12 protein-coding genes are annotated in these 17,622 nt (G+C 51.8%); 7 read left to right on the top strand and 5 right to left on the bottom strand.

Translation table 11 applies throughout. From position 1 onward, the window contains the following. Positions 1-3 precede the first annotated feature (3 nt). From KK062_RS19260 to KK062_RS19245, 4 genes are all read left to right on the top strand, one after another. Entirely contained in the window at positions 4-1,968 is a 1,965-nt protein-coding gene (locus KK062_RS19260; protein WP_254085973.1) for an NADH-quinone oxidoreductase subunit 5 family protein, read from the top strand. 1 nt (position 1,969) lies between these two features. Beyond that, positions 1,970-3,583 carry a complex I subunit 4 family protein gene (locus KK062_RS19255; RefSeq protein WP_254085972.1) on the top strand — a complete coding sequence of 538 codons (1,614 nt, stop codon included), beginning with the start codon at positions 1,970-1,972 and terminating at the stop codon, positions 3,581-3,583. A 4-nt stretch (positions 3,584-3,587) separates the two neighbouring features. Beyond that, the gene (locus tag KK062_RS19250) at positions 3,588-5,066 is read left to right on the top strand and encodes an NADH-quinone oxidoreductase subunit N (protein ID WP_254085971.1); all 1,479 of its coding nucleotides are present in this window, start codon (positions 3,588-3,590) and stop codon (positions 5,064-5,066) included. Positions 5,067-5,170: 104 nt separating this feature from the next. Beyond that, the gene (locus KK062_RS19245) at positions 5,171-7,054 is read left to right on the top strand and encodes an amidophosphoribosyltransferase (protein WP_254085970.1); all 1,884 of its coding nucleotides are present in this window, start codon (positions 5,171-5,173) and stop codon (positions 7,052-7,054) included. Between the two features lie 242 nt (positions 7,055-7,296). Here the strand turns inward: KK062_RS19245 and clpB are convergent, their stop codons facing one another. Both clpB and KK062_RS19235 read right to left on the bottom strand, forming a co-directional pair. Further along, positions 7,297-9,915: an ATP-dependent chaperone ClpB gene (gene clpB, locus KK062_RS19240; RefSeq protein WP_254085969.1), complete on the bottom strand. Its 2,619-nt coding sequence runs from the start codon at positions 9,913-9,915 to the stop codon at positions 7,297-7,299. 137 nt (positions 9,916-10,052) lie between these two features. Continuing rightward, positions 10,053-10,631 carry a CAP domain-containing protein gene (locus KK062_RS19235; protein ID WP_254085968.1) on the bottom strand — a complete coding sequence of 193 codons (579 nt, stop codon included), beginning with the start codon at positions 10,629-10,631 and terminating at the stop codon, positions 10,053-10,055. A gap of 160 nt (positions 10,632-10,791) precedes the next feature. Here KK062_RS19235 and icd point away from each other — a divergent pair, with 160 nt between their 5' ends. Together icd and KK062_RS19225 are read left to right on the top strand one after the other, a co-directional pair. Further along, on the top strand, positions 10,792-12,018 hold the full coding sequence (icd, locus tag KK062_RS19230) for an NADP-dependent isocitrate dehydrogenase (protein WP_254085967.1): 1,227 nt from the start codon (positions 10,792-10,794) through the stop codon (positions 12,016-12,018). 596 nt (positions 12,019-12,614) lie between these two features. Next, positions 12,615-13,145 carry a hypothetical protein gene (locus tag KK062_RS19225; RefSeq protein ID WP_254085966.1) on the top strand — a complete coding sequence of 177 codons (531 nt, stop codon included), beginning with the start codon at positions 12,615-12,617 and terminating at the stop codon, positions 13,143-13,145. 6 nt (positions 13,146-13,151) lie between these two features. Here KK062_RS19225 and KK062_RS19220 read toward each other — a convergent pair whose 3' ends face one another. Further along, positions 13,152-15,041 carry an isocitrate lyase/PEP mutase family protein gene (locus KK062_RS19220; RefSeq protein ID WP_254085965.1) on the bottom strand — a complete coding sequence of 630 codons (1,890 nt, stop codon included), beginning with the start codon at positions 15,039-15,041 and terminating at the stop codon, positions 13,152-13,154. A gap of 483 nt (positions 15,042-15,524) precedes the next feature. Here KK062_RS19220 and KK062_RS19215 point away from each other — a divergent pair, with 483 nt between their 5' ends. Then, positions 15,525-16,316, top strand: coding sequence for a hypothetical protein (locus KK062_RS19215; protein WP_254085964.1), 792 nt, complete (start codon positions 15,525-15,527; stop codon positions 16,314-16,316). Here the strand turns inward: KK062_RS19215 and ribH are convergent. After that, positions 16,313-16,780, bottom strand: coding sequence for a 6,7-dimethyl-8-ribityllumazine synthase (ribH, locus tag KK062_RS19210; protein WP_254085963.1), 468 nt, complete (start codon positions 16,778-16,780; stop codon positions 16,313-16,315). The genes KK062_RS19215 and ribH overlap by 4 nt on opposite strands. 76 nt (positions 16,781-16,856) lie before the next feature. Next, positions 16,857-17,546: a tetratricopeptide repeat protein gene (locus KK062_RS19205; protein ID WP_254085962.1), complete on the bottom strand. Its 690-nt coding sequence runs from the start codon at positions 17,544-17,546 to the stop codon at positions 16,857-16,859. Positions 17,547-17,622 lie beyond the last annotated feature (76 nt).

Here is a 17,622-nt window from a genome sequence, read left to right as displayed (position 1 = left end):
CCGATGGTACTACTACGCCAGGTAGCAATTGAGCTTACATCATCCTTTCCAGTAGTCTTGTTGATTATAGGGATGCCGTTGCTATCGGCTTTAGTATGTAGATTGTTGCCCGCGCGCCGCCAGAAGACCATCACCGTGTTGTCATCACTGCTACTATTCATCGGCCTGCTGGGCGCAGCGAATATGCTGGAGATGTCAGGTATTCATCCTGCTATGAATTCCATATCCTGGTTTCATCTCGGCGACCTGTCTTTTTCTCTGGGATATTTCATTGACAAGACCTCCGCCCTCATGCTGGTACTGGTCCTGCTCATATCCTTTTTGGTGCATGTATATTCTGCCGCCTACATGGCCGGCGATGCTGCCCTGCCGCGTTACTACGCCATGTTGGGATTCTTTACCTTCTCGATGTTGGGCATTGTGCTGGCGGATAACCTGCTCATGATGTTTGTATTTTGGGAGCTGGTAGGCTTTTCATCCTATATGCTCATCGGTCACTGGCAGCACCTGCCCTCAGCGGCGACTGCGGCCAAGAAAGCATTTGTCATGAATCGCATCGGCGATGCGGGTTTTATCATTGGCCTCATGATCTTCTGGACGCAGGCGGGCACGTTTGACATCGCCACGCTGATGAGCACGGATACATTGTCAGCGTTGTCGCCTACCTGGCAAACCGCGGGTGCCCTGTGCCTGTTCTGTGGCGTGATTGGCAAGTCGGCACAATTTCCCCTGTTTACATGGTTGCCCGATGCCATGGAAGGGCCGACACCCGTCTCGGCCTTGATCCATGCGGCCACCATGGTGGCCGCCGGTGTGTTTCTCCTCGTACGCCTGCATGTATTGTTTACCCCCGCATCCCTTGATGTGGTAGCACTCACTGGGCTGATCACGGCATTGCTTGCCGCGCTTGCCGCACTCGCACAAAACGATCTCAAAAAGGTATTGGCATACTCCACCATCTCGCAACTGGGTTTCATGGTCATGGCGGTAGGAGCGGGGGCACCCGACGCTGCATACCTACACCTCTTTACACACGCATTTTTCAAAGCCTGTCTCTTCCTCTGTGCAGGCTCCGTCATCCATGCGCTGCACGAAGCACAGCGCGGTACCCATGCCCACTTCGATGTACAAGACATTCGCAACCTCGGCGGCCTGCGCCATAAGCTTCCCTTTACCTTTGCCGCTTTTGTGATCAGTGGCGCCGCCCTGGCGGGAATTCCCTTCTTCTCGGGCTTCTTGTCAAAGGATGCAATCCTGACGGTCCTGTTATACTGGAAGGGCGAGACAATCACCTGGCGGTGGGGTGTGTTTGGAGGCGCATTCCTGGTGTCATTCTTAACAGCTCTATATACCATTCGCCTCATCGCAAAAGTTTTTCTCGGCGACGAGCGCGAAACCGCCAGCCTTACCGTGCACGAGCCTTCGTGGCGCATGCGTGGTCCCGTAGCCTTGCTGGCGCTTGGGTCATTTTGGTTCTTTGTGTCCTGGAATCCGCTCAACTACCATGGATGGTTGTACCAGCCGTGGAAGGCCGACGAGAACTTTCACTCGGCGTTATTGGTCTTTATCTCGGCCGCGTGGGTGTTGATCGCGTGCGCTGTGGCCTACTATATATTCCGTCAGCCCCGCACAGCCCAGGCGCCGTTGTTACTCAACAGCTTCTACGTCGACAGGTTCTACACACAGACCCTTGCCACACGCACGTATGCGCTGGCCCTGCTGACCGAGAAATTAGACCGGCGCTGGATCGATGGCTTTCTGCACTTCGTCGCCTACGGACAAGTCACGCTGGCGTACCTGATGGGCTGGTTCGACCGCGTCATCATCGACGGTACCGTAAACGGCATGGCCACGCTTATTCGTACCATCGGCAGTTTTACACGCTCATTCCAGGGAGGCAAAATCCAGCTTTATATCTTCTGGTCCGTTCTGGCAATCATTATTTTTCTAATTTGGACACTATTTTAGAATGCAGCCATACCTTCTCTCATTCCTGATCTTCACACCGCTCGCAGCCGCGCTGGCCGCGGTGTTTATCCCCGCCGGGGCCGTGAAGTCGTTCCGGTGGCTGGCGTTGCTGATCAGTGTGCTGCAAGTGTTTGTTCTGCTCCAATTGCTGGTCGCCTATAACCCCGCCGGCGGACTGCAACATGTCGAGCAACAACCCTGGATCGTCATCAGCCTGGGCGCGTGGGGCGTATTTCGCGCCGAATACTTTGTCGGCGTAGACGGACTCAGCCTGCCCCTGGTAGCCCTGTCGGTTTTTATACTGCTCATCGCCACCATCTCTTCGTGGCAAACCATCCGCCAGGCAAAAGGCTACTACATTTTATTACTGGTGCTCAACGCCGCCATCATTGGCAGTTTCGTCGCACTCGACTTCCTGTTATTCTACCTCTTCTTCGAGTTTATGCTGCTGCCCATGTTCTTTCTCATCGCCATCTGGGGCGGGCCGAGAAGAGAATATGCCTCCATTAAATTTTTCTTATACACGCTGCTCGGGTCCGTTCTCATTCTGATCGTGATGATCGGTCTATACATCAGCGTACACGATCCGTCTTCGCCCGGTGGGCTGGTGCACACCTTCAACCTGCTGCACATGGCCGACCCGTCTAACATTGTGTCGCACGCTATATTCGATCCCCACAATGTGTGGAGGCTCGGCCCGCTCGATGCGCGCCAATGGGCGTTCCTGCTGCTCTTCTTCGGGTTTGCCATCAAGTTGCCCATGGTACCGCTGCACACCTGGCTGCCCGATGCACACGTAGAAGCGCCGACGCCGATGTCAGTGCTCCTGGCGGCGTTGCTGTTGAAGATCGGTGGCTACGGCCTCGCACGCATCGCGCTGCCCATCTTCCCCGATGCAGCACTATACTTCAGTAGCTTCGTAGGCATCATGGGCGTGATCTCTATTGTCTACGGCAGCTTCAACGCCATGGCAAGCAAAGACCTCAAGCGACTCATCGCGTACTCCTCGGTGGCACACATGGGATTTGTACTGTTGGGCCTGGCCGCCGTGACGCCGGAAGGTGTAAGCGGCGCGATGTACCAAATGTTCAGCCACGGCATCATCTCGGCCATGCTCTTCGTCATAGCCGGCGTCGTATACGATCGTACACACGACCGCACCATTTCACACTACTCCGGATTGTCGTCGCGGATGCCTGCCTATACCGCCATGGTGTTGGTGTCATTCTTTGCCTCTATGGGCTTGCCGGGCTTCTCGGGCTTCATTGCGGAAATATTGATATTCCTCGGCGCCTTTAAATCGGCCAGCACCAACGGACTGCTACACGAAAGCCTGGCCATCATTGCCACGTCTGGCCTGGTGTTCGGCGCGGCCTACTATCTGTGGACGCTGCAACGCATGTTCTTTGGTCCGTTTGATCTGAAAGGGGGCATACAGCCGGCGCAGATCACCGACCTCACCCTGCGGGAATATATACAGCTCGTGCCCCTGGCGCTGGCGGCGCTCGCGTTTGGTGTATGGCCGCAGCCCGTGCTGAGCATCATCGATCCGTTCGCGCAGCAATTTTGTGAGCACGTGCTCACCGTCGGCAAAAGCGTAACCTTTAAACTATAAGCCAGTGGAACGCGGCCTGTCAGAAACGATCGCCCTGGTTCGGAATAGCCTGCATGCCTTTGTGCCCGAGCTCATCCTGTCGCTGGGCATCCTCCTCGTCTTGCTGGCGGGCCTGCTCAACCGCCGCCGCGGAAGGTTGTCACTCATGGTCTTTGGTGTCATGCTGCTCAGCTTTGTAAGCCTGCCGTATCACGCCGAACCCTTCGCCCATACATTGTTTGGCGGCATGGTCCGCAGCGACAACTTCTCCGCCTACCTACGCGCCCTGATCGACATCGGCGGTGTATTGACACTTGTCATGGCCTGGCGCAACAAGCGCGCCGACGAGCGACTTTCCGAATATTATTCGCTCCTGCTCTCCATCATACTCGGTGCACACCTGCTCGTCATGAGCCAAAACCTGCTCATGACATTCCTGTCGCTGGAAATCATGTCGTTGTGCTCGTACGTGCTCGCCGGATTTTCTTTTACGCGTCAGGGCGCGGAAGGAAGCTTGAAATATTTTCTGTTCGGTGCGGTAGCATCCGCCGTCATGCTGTACGGGTTGTCGCTGCTGTACGGATTCACCGGCACACTGGACTTTTCTTCCGAAACATTTTCGGCCGCCTTGCAACAGCAGCAAACACCCCTCGTATTTGTGGCCGGCCTGATGGTACTCGCCGGATTCTTATACAAACTGGCTGCCGCCCCCGTGCACCCCTGGGCGCCGGACGTGTACGAAGGCGCGCCGATGCCCGTCGTAGCATTTTTCTCCGTGGTGCCCAAACTTGCCGCCGTGGGCGCATTGCTAAAATTTGTGCTCGTGCTGAACGCATACGGACACTCCGCCTTCGACTGGCAGGGCGTACTGGCGGTAGTGGCGATCATCACCCTCACCGTCGGAAATTTTTCGGCACTGTGGCAAAAAAATCCAAAACGCCTCATGGCGTATTCCTCCATTGCACAGTCTGGTTTTTTACTCGTGGGTGTTGTGGCCTTCCTGCCACAAGGCATGCAGTTTATGCTGTTCTACGCCACGGTGTATGTCATCATGAATTTCCTGGTCTTTATATACCTGCAAAGCTTTGAAAATATAGGATTGGAAACGATTGCATCGTATCAGGGGCTCGGTCGCCAGCGGGTGTGGCCCATGGTGTTCCTGCTGGTGGGCATGGTGGCGCTGACGGGATTGCCTCCTACGGCGGGTTTTACAGGCAAACTTTTTATTTTTTCTGCATTGTGGGAGGCTTACGCGCAGTCGGGCAAGCCTGTGCTGTTGTGGCTACTCGTCATTGGTTTGCTGAATACGGTGGTTTCGCTCTTTTATTATCTGCGCATACCCTATTTCGCCTTTATAAAAAATGGCGAATCGCCCACTTCCACAAATAACCTCACATTCGAAAATCTTTTTGGCCTGTTGTTGGTTTTACTGCTACTCATCCTCTTCTTCAGTCCCGGATTGTTGATGGGATGGATTAATAAAATTACCTTTGTGATCCGTTAACGGTTATTCGTTGTCCGTGTGCTGCAGGCGAATTGCCGGGTGTGCAAAAACGGTTACAACGAACGGCCAACAACGGGTCTAACGAGACTAACGGACCACCAAACATGAGTGACCAAATCCTGCACGAGTGCGGCATTGCAATGATCCGCCTGCGTAAGCCCCTTTCGTACTACATTGAAAAGTACGGACCAACTTACGCGATGAACAAGATGTATATCCTAATGGAGAAGCAGCACAATCGCGGACAGGATGGCGCAGGGATCGCCAACATCAAACTAGACATCGAACCCGGACACCGTTACATTAGCCGCTATCGTTCCATCAAAGCCCAACCCGTAGCCCACCTCTTCAAAAAGATCAGCAAAAAATACAAGCGCGCACAGAAAGAAGGCAAAGGACGTTTCCGCGACGAGCAATGGCTCAAGGAGAACGTAGCCTTCACCGGCGAGCTGTGGCTGGGCCACTTACGCTACGGTACGCACGGCATGAACAGCATTGAAAACGTGCACCCGTTCCTGCGTCAAAACAACTGGCGCAGCCGTAACCTGGTCATGGCGGGTAACTTTAACATGACCAACGTAGAGGAGCTCTTCGACCTGCTCGTCGGCCTTGGCCAGCACCCGAAAGAAAAAGTAGACACCGTTACCGTCATGGAAAAGATCGGCCACTTCCTCGACGAAGAAGTGCAGACGCTTTTCGAAAGATATAAAGACAAATTCTCCAACCGCGAAGTATCCGATATCATCGAGAATGAGCTCGACCTGCACCGCGTCCTGAAACGCGCCTGCAAAGATTTCGACGGTGGTTATACCATGGCCGGTGTAACCGGCTCCGGCTCGGCATTCGTAACACGCGATCCCAACGGTATACGCCCGGCATACTATTATGCAGACGACGAAGTAGTGGTAGTAGCGTCTGAAAAGCCGGCTATTAAAACCGCCTTCAACGTAGACTACAGTCAGATCGAAGAAATAAAGCCGGGTCACGCGCTCATTGTCAATAAGAGCGGCGAGTACGGCCAGTATCAGATTACCCAGCCCGGCGAGAAAACAGCGTGCAGCTTTGAACGCATCTACTTTTCACGCGGCAACGACCCGGATATCTATCGCGAACGCAAACAGCTTGGCCGCCTGCTCGTGCCGCAGGTGCTGAAGGCGATCAACTCCGACTTGCGCAACACCGTATTCTCCTATATTCCGAACACGGCCGAGACCGCATTCTTCGGCATGATGGAAGGCATTGAAGAATACCTCATCAACAAACAGAAAGACATCATCATCGACGGCAAACCCTCCGTCGACTCCCTGGAAGATATACTCTCGCTGCGTCCCCGCGTGGAAAAGCTCGTGCTGAAAGACGTGAAGCTGCGCACATTCATTACCGACGACGAACACCGCGACGAAATGGTGTCGCACGTATACGACACTACCTACGAGGTGATTCGCAAGGGCATCGACACGGTGGTGGTAATCGACGACTCGATCGTGCGCGGTACGACACTGGAGAAAAGCATTTTGAAAATGCTCGATCGTCTCGGTCCGAAAAAGATCGTGGTCGTGTCATCGGCACCGCAGATCCGCTTCCCCGACTGCTACGGCATCGACATGAGCAAGATGGGTGAATTCGTTGCGTTCCGCGCCATGCGTGCGTTACTGAAAGATCAAGGCAAAGACTACCTGCTCGGCGAAGTATACGAGCGTTGTACCCGCGCCCGCGGCCACGAGCGTCAGCAGAACTACGTCAAGCAGCTGTACGAACAATTTACCCACGACGAGATTTCGGCAAAGGTCACGGAAATCTGTCGCCCCGCCGATATGAATGCGGAACTGGAAATTATCTTCCAGACGGTAGATAATTTACATAAAGCCATCCCTCTTCACAGCGGCGACTGGTATTTCACAGGCGATTATCCTACCCCCGGTGGTATGAAAGTGGTGAACCGCTCCTACGTAAATTACATGGAAGGCAAGCTCGTTCGCGCCTACTAAGCACGCAACACACGCACATAAAAAAAGCCACGCATGCATTGCATGTGTGGCTTTTGCTTTATAGAGCAAAATTATATACCGGTATATGCGCGAGGCGCAAAATAAAAGAGCCCCCGGGAACCACCCCGGGGGCTAAACCAAACCCCTCTAACCAACTTCACATCCCGACCGTAGTCGGGATCACCAATCCTTAAACCTGTCTATATAACGATGTTGCTATGTTCTTTAGTTCCCGGTCTGCATTAATTTATAGCAGGCATCAGCTCGCCGTTCTCAAACACAAACTCTACGCCGTTCTTCAGGTCGATGAAAATCACCGAGTCCTTCTGAACTTTACCGGCAAGAATCTGTTTGGAGAGCTCGTTCAACAGCTCACGCTGCAACACGCGCTTCAGCGGGCGTGCACCGTACTGCGGATCGAAGCCCAGGTACGCGAGGCGATCGCGTGCCGCATCCGAAACTTCGATGCGTACACCGGCTTCTTCCAGGCGCTTGCGCACGATGTCCACCTGTATGTCCACAATCTTGCGAATGTCTTGCTGGCTCAACGGACGGAACATAATGATCTCATCGATGCGGTTCACAAACTCCGGCCGCACAGACTTCTTCAACAGGCTCAACACCTCTTCTTTCGTCTCTTCCAGCACATCGAAGAAGTTCGTATCGTTGATCTTCTCGAAGTTCTCCTGAATGATCTGCGAGCCGATGTTGGTTGTCATGATAATGATCGTGTTCTTAAAGTTCGCCACGCGTCCTTTGTTATCGGTCAGACGGCCTTCATCGAGCACTTGCAGCAAGATGTTAAAAACATCCGGGTGTGCCTTCTCGATCTCGTCCAGCAGAATGACCGAGTACGGCTTTCTGCGCACGGACTCTGTCAGCTGACCACCTTCATCGTAACCTACGTAGCCCGGAGGCGCGCCGATCAAACGGCTTACGCTGTGACGCTCCTGGTACTCGCTCATGTCGATCCGCACCATCGCGTTCTCGTCGTTGAAGAGATAATCGGCCAGCGCCTTCGAAAGCTCCGTCTTGCCGACCCCCGTTGTACCCATAAAGATAAACGAGCCAATGGGCCGCTTCGGATCTTGCAGACCGGCGCGACTTCTACGCACCGCGTCGCTCAACGCACGAATCGCTTCCTCCTGCCCGGCGACACGCCGGCTTAACTCCTCTTCCAGTTGCAGCAATTTTTCGCGGTCGCTCTGCAACATCTTGGATACCGGTATACCCGTCCACTTCGCTACAACTTCGGCAATATCCTCGCTGTCTACTTCTTCTTTCAACAGCGACTTCTCGCCTTGCATGTCCTTCATCTTCTGCTGGTACTCGTTCAGGCGTTTTTCCGCCTCGGTAATTTTACCGTAACGGATCTCAGCCACCTTACCATAATCACCAGCCTTCTCAGCCTGCTCGGCTTCGAACTTCAGCTTGTCAATATCTTCTTTCGCTTTCTGAATGCCATGCACCACCTCTTTTTCACTTTCCCACTTCGCCTTGAGCGAATTACGTTGCTCCGAAAGCTCCGCAATGTCCTTGCTCAGCACAGCCTCTTTTTCTTTATCTTTTTCACGACGGATCGCTTCACGCTCGATCTCGAGCTGCATGATCTTACGATTCAATTCGTCGAGCTCTTCCGGCAGCGAGTCCATTTCCAGGCGCAGCTTGGCAGCCGCTTCGTCCATCAAGTCAATGGCCTTGTCGGGCAGGAAGCGGTCGCTGATATAGCGGCTCGACAATTCGACCGAAGCAATGACCGCGTCGTCTTTGATCCGCACCCCGTGGTGCAGCTCATATTTATCTTTTATACCACGCAGAATCGAGATCGAATCTTCTACCGAAGGCTCGTCTACCATAACAGACTGGAAGCGACGTTCCAGCGCCTTGTCCTTCTCGATATACTTCTGATACTCCTTTAATGTAGTGGCACCGATCGCATGCAGTTCGCCGCGGGCCAACGCAGGCTTAAGCAAGTTGGCGGCATCCATGGCACCTTCGCCACCACCCCCTGCACCGATCAAGGTGTGGATCTCGTCAATAAAAAGAATAATCTGACCGTTGGAGTCGGTCACCTCTTTAATGACCGCCTTCAGGCGTTCTTCAAACTCGCCTTTATACTTCGCGCCTGCCACCAACAAGCCCATGTCCAACGACACCAGAATTTTCTCGCGCAGGTTCTCCGGCACATCGCCGTCAACAATACGCTGCGCCATGCCTTCCACAATCGCCGTCTTACCGACACCAGGCTCACCTAACAAAATGGGGTTATTCTTGGTACGACGTGACAGAATCTGCAACACACGGCGAATCTCTTCGTCGCGGCCAATGACCGGATCGATCTTACCACGCTTGGCAAGCTCGTTCAGGTTCTTTGAATAGCGCTCCAGTGATTTATACTTCGCTTCCGCGTTTTGATCGGTAACCGTGTTGCCACCGCGCAATTCCTTGATCGCCTTGATCAATCCGCTCCGCTCGAAGCCAGTATCCTTCATCACCGTCGACACCTTGTCCTTTGTGTCCAGCAATGCCAGCAACAAGTGCTCGACGGCTACATATTCGTCTTTAAATTCGCGCAGCTCTTTCTGTGCGTTCTGCAACACCGTGTTGGTGCCCGATGACAGATACGGCTGCTGACCCGTCACGCGGGGGTAGCCCTGGATGATCTCCTCCAGACGGTTTTCCAGGATCGTACTATTAATGTTGAGCTTCTTAAACAAGTAGCCCGAAACGTTCTCGTCCGTCTCGAGGATCGCCTTCAGCACGTGGCCCGGCTCGATCGCTTGCTGCTGGTTGCCCATGGCAAGCTCGGCTGACTTCTGCAGTGCCTCTTGAGATTTTATGGTGAATTTATCAAAGTTCATAATGCTACTATTTTCCTCCGAAGAGGGTAATCAAATCACACTCCACTTCAAATTTGAATGGAATTCATGCACTTATGGCAGAAAAGTCAGCCTAAAGGGGAAGAAAAAGGACAGAATGACCGATGTGCAGCCATTCTTTATTTGCACACTTTTATCGGCGTAGCGTCTTCCAACGCACCGAACCACACCAGACCATACTCTTTATAGAGGCCGATGCCGATTCCCTTCCAGGTCAGCTGACTCCAGGTGTCGCTGTTGATGATCAGCGGGTTGTGACCGGGGCTTTTTTTCCAGCCTTCCAGCGCTTCCTCGGCTTTGGAACCGGCTGACCCGTAGTAGGCAATTTCGTAGCCTTCCGACTCGTAGCCGGCAATCTCCTTGGGTTTGTCCCACATACACTGCGCCTGGGCATGATCGCTGGTGTAGCAGCACGAGCTCCAGGCGCCCTTTTTCGACCAGCTGTGCGGATTACATTTATTAGTGGGGTTGAACGTGTAGTTCTCCGACAGGTCGCGGGCGTGGGTTTGGGCTACCTGGGTGAGCTTGGCCGACAGCGGAATCGGTGGCAATCCCTTTGTCTTCCGGTAGGCCATGATCAGGTCGTACAATTTCTTTTCTTCGCCCGAAAGGCAGATTTCGGCTGTGGACGGGCGTTCCGCGGGTGTGTGTGCCTGAAAGAGAAAAAACAGTGGCAGAATGCAAAAAAAGGCTTTCATAGTTTACTTTCTAGAGAAACGAATGAACACAAAATATCTTCATTTCTGTACTTAATTTTTTAATTTTCCGCGCCCAAATCAAAGGCAGGTCATACGTGAGGACGTGCACACGTACACACCCAAATCACAAATACACGTAACTAATAAACAATATAGTAAAATGAGCGATCAGAAAATCAGCATCAGCAACGGCAAACTCAACGTGCCCGATAATCCGACGATTCCTTTTATCGAAGGTGACGGTACCGGCGTAGACATCTGGCCAGCATCCAAGTACGTATTCGATAAAGCAGTTGAGAAAGCCTACAACGGCAAGCGTAAAATCAACTGGAAAGAGACCCTGGCTGGTGAGAAAGCCTTTAACCAAACCGGCAACTGGCTGCCGGAAGAGACGCTGACGATTTTCCGCGAGTACCTGGTGGGTATCAAAGGCCCCCTGACCACGCCCGTAGGCGGTGGTATCCGTTCTCTGAACGTAGCCCTGCGCCAGGAGCTTGACCTGTATGCCTGCGTACGGCCAGTACGGTGGTTTAAAGGTGTACCGTCACCGGTAAAAGAGCCCCACAAAACAGACATGGTTATCTTCCGCGAAAACACAGAAGATATCTATGCCGGCATCGAATTCCAGGAAGGCAGCGAAGACGTCAAGAAATTCCTGAAGATCTTTGAAGAAAACTATTCGAAGCTGTACAAGAAGATCCGCTTCCCGCAGACATCCGGCATCGGCATCAAGCCCGTGTCAAAAGAAGGTACAGAACGCCTCGTGCGCTCGGCCATCGAGTTTGCCATTGCCCAGAAGAAGCCCAGCGTAACCCTGGTACACAAAGGCAACATCATGAAATTTACCGAAGGCGGTTTCCGCGACTGGGGATATGCCCTGGCGAAAAGCGAATTCGGTGCAAAAGACCTCGACGGCGGCCCTTGGCAAGTCATTGAAAAAGACGGTCACAAGATCGTGATCAAAGACGCCATCGCCGACGCCTTCCTGCAACAAATCTTATTACGCCCCGACGAGTATTCAGTAGTGGCCACGTTGAACCTCAATGGCGACTATATCTCTGACGCGCTCGCTGCCATCGTAGGCGGCATCGGTATCGCCCCGGGCGGTAACGTCAACTACATCACCGGCCACGCCATCTTCGAAGCAACTCACGGCACAGCACCCAAGTACGCCGGCCAGGACAAAGTAAACCCAGGCTCGGTAATCCTATCAGGTGTTATGATGCTCGAGTACATGGGCTGGCAAGAAGCTGCCGACCTGATCATCAAAGGTCTCGAAGGCGCTATCAACAGCAAAAAAGTAACGTACGACTTCCACCGTCAGATGGAAGGCGCTACACTGCTGAAGTGCTCGGAGTTTGGACAAGAAGTGGTGAAGAACTTCTAATCGCAGATTTCCAATAATAGAAAAGCCAGTGGTCTACACTGGCTTTTTTTATGACAACAGATATAGGCTGACGAGAAAAAAGGGTCGCAATGGAAATACACGAACATATTGAGGCAGCGGGTGTCTACGCATCAATTCCAATTTTTTGGCACGATGACTTTCATGTGTTTTACGAGACGACCTGAACCAATTTCAATTGCTGGTCTTTGCATTGGTTAACGTCATCGTCAATAGCTACGGTTGTCTCAAAAAACGATGCGACTGAAAAAGACAAACCAATTCAGAAGATTTACTAAAACCAAAGCGATCACCGCTACCATCATTTTGGTAAATTGTTTTCGGTCGTCGGTAATCAGTCCTTTCAAGAGAAAAAAAATGAAGGCAAACACCAAAACCCCATTGAGTATCATCACGACAATGGAAAGGATGAGGCGGATATTTACGATTACCATAACTTCAAATTTACAATCATTCTCCCCAAAAAAACAACCATCGATAACACCGTAAATATTTTGATGTCTGCATCGGGGGAGATCCACCCCGGGGCTAAAACCCTGGAGTTGGTATTTACGGAATAAATTGAGACTTTAAGGCCTGTGAGTATACTGAATAAACTTCTGATCGCCGCGATAGCATTCCTGGTGATTCAGGGAATCCTCATTGAGCTCATTCCTCAATATTCCTGCATTATGCGTGGTACAGATTATTCCGGAGTTTTTGCAACTCTCCTTGCGGTGATTATGATGTTGTTAAACGGTACCTTCATGGGAACCCCATATTTTTCCTTTGCCAAGATTGGATTGGGCGTGTTGGCGCTGGGTGTTTGCTTTAAGATTTTACATTTGACAGGAGCCGATCAGATTTTAATGCTAGCTCCGTTAATAATTTTTCTTTCCTATGGCATTCACGTTATCATGAAGCGTACCAAAACTTTGGTAGACTTCCTGAAGTTTGCAACAATGCTCGGCTTTCTGATACCCTTCCCGTTGCGATTTTTTAATGTCGCATCCGCATGGAATGACGCGCTGTTTGAAATCGGGGTTGCCGTACTCTTGTGGGGCACGTTCCTGGTGTTCCTGATTGTCGAACGGAAAAAGCTTTGGGCGAAGAGAGTTTCACCGCCCTAAGTATACTTAAAAGAAAGGCTTGAAGCTATTTACACTCAACACGTCCTTCATCGCCGCCTCTGCTTGTTTGTTTACATAGCGGTAAGCGAAAGGCCCCATGCTAATGCGTTTCAATCCCCAGGCTCCCAGCGCGTCGAACGCCGGAAGCGTAGGTAGACACATCACGCTGACGGGCAGTTTGGTCGTGCTTGTCACGGCGCGAATATCTTTCTCCTCGATCATGCAAGGGACAAACAAGCCATGCACGCCGGTTTGCTCGTAGAGCCTGGCTCGGGTAGTGGTTTCTTCCAATGCCGTTTCCAGTCCGAGGATAAAACCATCCGTACGGGTATTAATGAATAGCTTGATATTTTGCTGCGCCATTTTATTGATGATGGCCGATAATTGCTTCTGGAATTCTTCGGCCGGGCGAAGTGCCGCTGTGTTCGGCAGAGTATCTTCCAGGTTGATACCGGCCACGCCGACGTCGTGCAGCTTTTTGATATTCTCGACAATGCCGTCTGCCGTGCGTGCATAGCCGGCTTCCAGGTCCACCGTTACAGGGATCTTTACGACTTCTGCCGTACGCCGCGCCAGGCGCAGCAGGTCATCGAACGACACATTCTCGCCGTCATCATACCCTAACACCTGTGCTACCGCATGACTGGAGGTGCCCACCGCCGCATAGCCGCTTTGTTCGAATAGACGGGCGCTGTGTACGTCCCAGGCGTTGCCCAGGACAAGTGGTTTTTCGTTTTGGTGTAGTTGGCGGAAGGTTTCAAAAGCGCTCATAGGATGGGTTGTTTTTGTTTCGTAAACCAGTATACACGCAAAGGAAAAAGCAAACGTTGCATTTGAATTGTAAAAATGCGAACAACCCGATTTTTTATTGTCTTTCGTCGTATACGTATAGGCTCGAACGTCGACTTTGTCCACGTTCTTTTCTTTCGTCGTGTAGACATACGTCACCTCGGGCGCCTGATATGACTTCTCCTCATGCGCAGCAACGGCAGGCTCCTCTGGTAAATCGGGCTCTATCGGTTCTTTTGCGGGTGCCTCGTCCGAGTCGTGGATTCCTTCGTTCGGCAAATCATCATTATCCGATCCATTCCTTCCGCGCAACGCCAGGATCTTCGCGGCCCCATAACGCGCTACCTCTTTTATCTTTCCGTTCTCTCGAAATGCGCCATACTCCACGCCGACCGATAACATCAATGTCCATTGGTCGTCCGGTGGCAGGGCATCTGTTGCTATCGTCAGCGTTGTCGCCGGCATACCTTCGAGAGAAGGATACCACTCCGTCGAGACCTCGCGTGAGTAAAATTTTGCCGAATACCAGGCTGGCGGCAAATACTCTTTCTTCTGTATATTAAACGCCATATCAGGTACAATGCCGAGCGTCACGACAATGCGAAACATGGCGTGGTTGTTCTGAGGAAAATAATTAATGCTTCGCTTTAATTCGGGTATATCCAACTGCGCGGTACGTGTAGCACGATCCATCGTGTAGTATATGGGATTTCGAATAACCGAATCGAACGTCGGATTGGTTTCGTTCATCGGAAAACCTTCCAGGATGCGGGCGTGGTCGGAGAGTATAATGTTGCGTTTCCCCCAGTCGCCGGTACCGTCTTGCAGCTGTACCTGGCGCATCAGGCTGTTGATGTCGCTGCCGAAGTTATAGTCGGACAGGTGGCGAAGCTGAAGCAACGCCAGGCGTACATGCCTGCCCATTCGCGAGCAGCCGCCAAATTCGGACATCGTCCGACGAACGTTAGCGAAATTTTCGCCTTTGTGAATGTGTTCAGGCTTGGGGCCACCTTTGCGGCGTACGATAATCTTGTCAAAACCGCGCATGCGGTAGGCGCTCAAGTCCGCTAGTTTTCCAGTAAAGGTAATTCCTTCGAGAAAGGGCATAACACTATAGATTTAGTAAAACGTATGATTTAACCTACAACAGCCGCCGGGTCATAACGGGTGTATAAAGCGAATATAGCAAAAGGAGGTTATGGGTCTATCTTATGAATAAATTAATTTTCTTTAAAAAAGATATTATAGACAGGTATTCAATACCTTATATAGTATTGAATATCTATTGATAATAATTTAATAAACTATTCAATATCTATTAAATATCCTGACTGTTGATAAGCTCATGCCGGAGTTGTCCAGTACCCATATGTTACACGACTATCGGCTTAACACCCGCAGTGAATTTACGGCAAAGATGCGTTGGTGTTCAAAAAAAGATGTGCATGAAATGTGGACAACTTTACGCCAGGTAGATTTCTTTTAATGACAGCCCGGTTCAGTGCCGTTGGCAAATACCGGAATTATCCGGTATTCGTTTGCTGGTGTTCGGGAGATTCCACTTGTGCCTATGAATGTAAGGTGAGGTGCATGTCACCTGGAGAACGTCACGCTGCGGTATGCCCCCCGCTTTTTAAAGACAAGGTTACGGTGGCGGCCAGCTGGGGTGTGCAGCGCGATGACCTGGATCATAACAAGGAGCAGTCGTCGAAGCGGTTTGTGAGCTCGGCCAATATCAGCTATACCCCGAGCGACCGGTTCAATACATCGCTGTCGTATTCAAGCTTTCAGACGTATATGATCATCCGTTCGCAGTTTGACTATATCAAGGGGCAGACGCCATACGACAACCTGGATACGCTGGATTTTACGCAGCTGTCGCAGAACATGTCGCTGAGTATGACGTATGACTTTAGCCACAATGAGAACCGGCGTCAGAATATCAATACAAACCTGAGCTTTCAGGAGGCTGCCGACAAGCAGGGTGATGTGATTCGACCGGGGGCGTTGTCGCGGTTCTACAATCTCAGTACGGCGTATGGGCTGTTGTTTGTGCCGGAGGCTATTCAACTGAATGCGGCCGTGAACACAACGTTCAACCACGTGGGGGGTGATGAGTTCCTGATCATCGGGCCTACGGTAGGTGCCCGGGCAAAGGTATTCAGTAAGGCCGTGACGATGGGGTTGTCGGTGTCATACAACGTGAGCTATACATCGGGCGTGTCGCAGGGTGATGTGACGAATGTGCGGTATAATGTGGCGTATATGCTCTTAAAGAAACACAACCTCAATGCCAATGCAATCTGGCAGCGGCGGGATATGGCCGAGCGTGCCGCCACGCGGTCAGTGACGGCTACGATCGGATATGCTTATAGCCTTTAGAAATTCAGCATCTTGATGGCTGTTAGAGCCGCCTCTTCGCCTTTGTTGCCGTGTTTGCCACCGGCGCGGTCGAAGGCTTGTTGTTTGTCGAGGGTTGTCAATACGCCGAAGATGACGGGCTTGCGGGTCTTGATATTTACTTCAGTGATGCCGTAGGCTACGGCCTGGCAGATGTAGTCGAAGTGTGGGGTCTCGCCCTGGATGACGCAGCCCAGGCAGAGTACGGCGTCGATGTTCTTTTCTTCGGCTTGCCAGAGGGCGCCGAGAGTGAGCTCGAAGGTGCCGGGTACGTTCTTGCGAATGATGTCTTTTTTCCTGACACCGTGTTTGAGCAACGACTCTACGGCGCCACTATAAAGCGCTTCCGTAATTTCAGGATTCCATTCCGCCACGACGATGGCGAATCTCTTTTTGGAGAGGTCTACACTGCTTTCTACATCTCCTGATGTTAATGAACCGGCCATCTGTAGGGTGGGGGTTTAGGGTATAAATAAAAAAAGGATAGAAAAATCTATCCTTTCAAAAGTACTGTAAAATACCTTAGGAATTGGGCTCCAGTCTCGCGCGGAATTTGCGGGCATTCTGGAACTCGGATGACTCCCAGTATTGATTAATGATCTTGTCATATACCTCCCGGGCCTTGTCGTTTTGGTTCAGCTTCTCGTAGGCGAGAGCTTCCTTCATCAGGTAGGTGGGAGAGAAGTATTTGTTCTCTTTGTAGTTGGCGGCCTTGTTGTAGAACTTGGCAGCGTCCTCATATTTTTCTTCTTCTATGTATGTATCGCCAATGAGGCTATACGCACGCGCCTGTACCAGCAGGTCGTTGGAGCTGAAGGCTTCCAGGTGTATGCGCGACAGTTCGAATTTGCCTTGTTTCAGGTATGCTACGCCGGCATAGAAGTTGGCTAGTTTGGCAGCATCGGTCATGCCGTAGTCGTCGGCGATGGCTCTAAAGCCCATGGCGTTACCGTCACCGTTCAGGGCCAGGTTGAGGCTGTCCTGCTCGAAGTAGTACACGGCCTGGAACATTTCGCGTTGGGCTTCTTCTTCCTGTCCGTTTTTCCAGTTTTGGAAGACGAAGTATCCACCCACTGCCAGGAGCAGCACGCCGGCGATTCCGATAAAAAGTTTAGAATTATTCTCAACCCAACTTTCGGCCCCCACCAATGTTTCCCGGATTACTTCCGGATTTTCCAACAGTTCGTGCTTGTGTTCTTGTTTCTTAGCCATTGTATTCTATATAAAAGCCCTCCTGGGGTCAGGAGGGCTGCAAAACTACGAATTAGATCATATTAAACAAAAGGCC

This window comes from Dawidia cretensis, assembly GCF_018598175.1.
Lineage (GTDB): Bacteria > Bacteroidota > Bacteroidia > Cytophagales > Cyclobacteriaceae > Ohtaekwangia > Ohtaekwangia cretensis.
The sequence above is the reverse complement of the archived record's forward strand: the minus strand, read 5'-3'. Positions and strand labels throughout refer to the sequence as shown.

Coding starts and splice junctions, on each gene's coding strand:
- KK062_RS19260 (WP_254085973.1), top strand. CDS start 4: ATGGTACTACTACGCCAGGTAGCAATTGAGCTTACATCATCCTTTCCA.
- KK062_RS19255 (WP_254085972.1), top strand. CDS start 1,970: ATGCAGCCATACCTTCTCTCATTCCTGATCTTCACACCGCTCGCAGCC.
- KK062_RS19245 (WP_254085970.1), top strand. CDS start 5,171: ATGAGTGACCAAATCCTGCACGAGTGCGGCATTGCAATGATCCGCCTG.
- clpB (WP_254085969.1), bottom strand. CDS start 9,915: ATGAACTTTGATAAATTCACCATAAAATCTCAAGAGGCACTGCAGAAG.
- KK062_RS19235 (WP_254085968.1), bottom strand. CDS start 10,631: ATGAAAGCCTTTTTTTGCATTCTGCCACTGTTTTTTCTCTTTCAGGCA.
- icd (WP_254085967.1), top strand. CDS start 10,792: ATGAGCGATCAGAAAATCAGCATCAGCAACGGCAAACTCAACGTGCCC.
- KK062_RS19220 (WP_254085965.1), bottom strand. CDS start 15,041: ATGCCCTTTCTCGAAGGAATTACCTTTACTGGAAAACTAGCGGACTTG.
- KK062_RS19215 (WP_254085964.1), top strand. CDS start 15,525: ATGTCACCTGGAGAACGTCACGCTGCGGTATGCCCCCCGCTTTTTAAA.
- ribH (WP_254085963.1), bottom strand. CDS start 16,780: ATGGCCGGTTCATTAACATCAGGAGATGTAGAAAGCAGTGTAGACCTC.
- KK062_RS19205 (WP_254085962.1), bottom strand. CDS start 17,546: ATGGCTAAGAAACAAGAACACAAGCACGAACTGTTGGAAAATCCGGAA.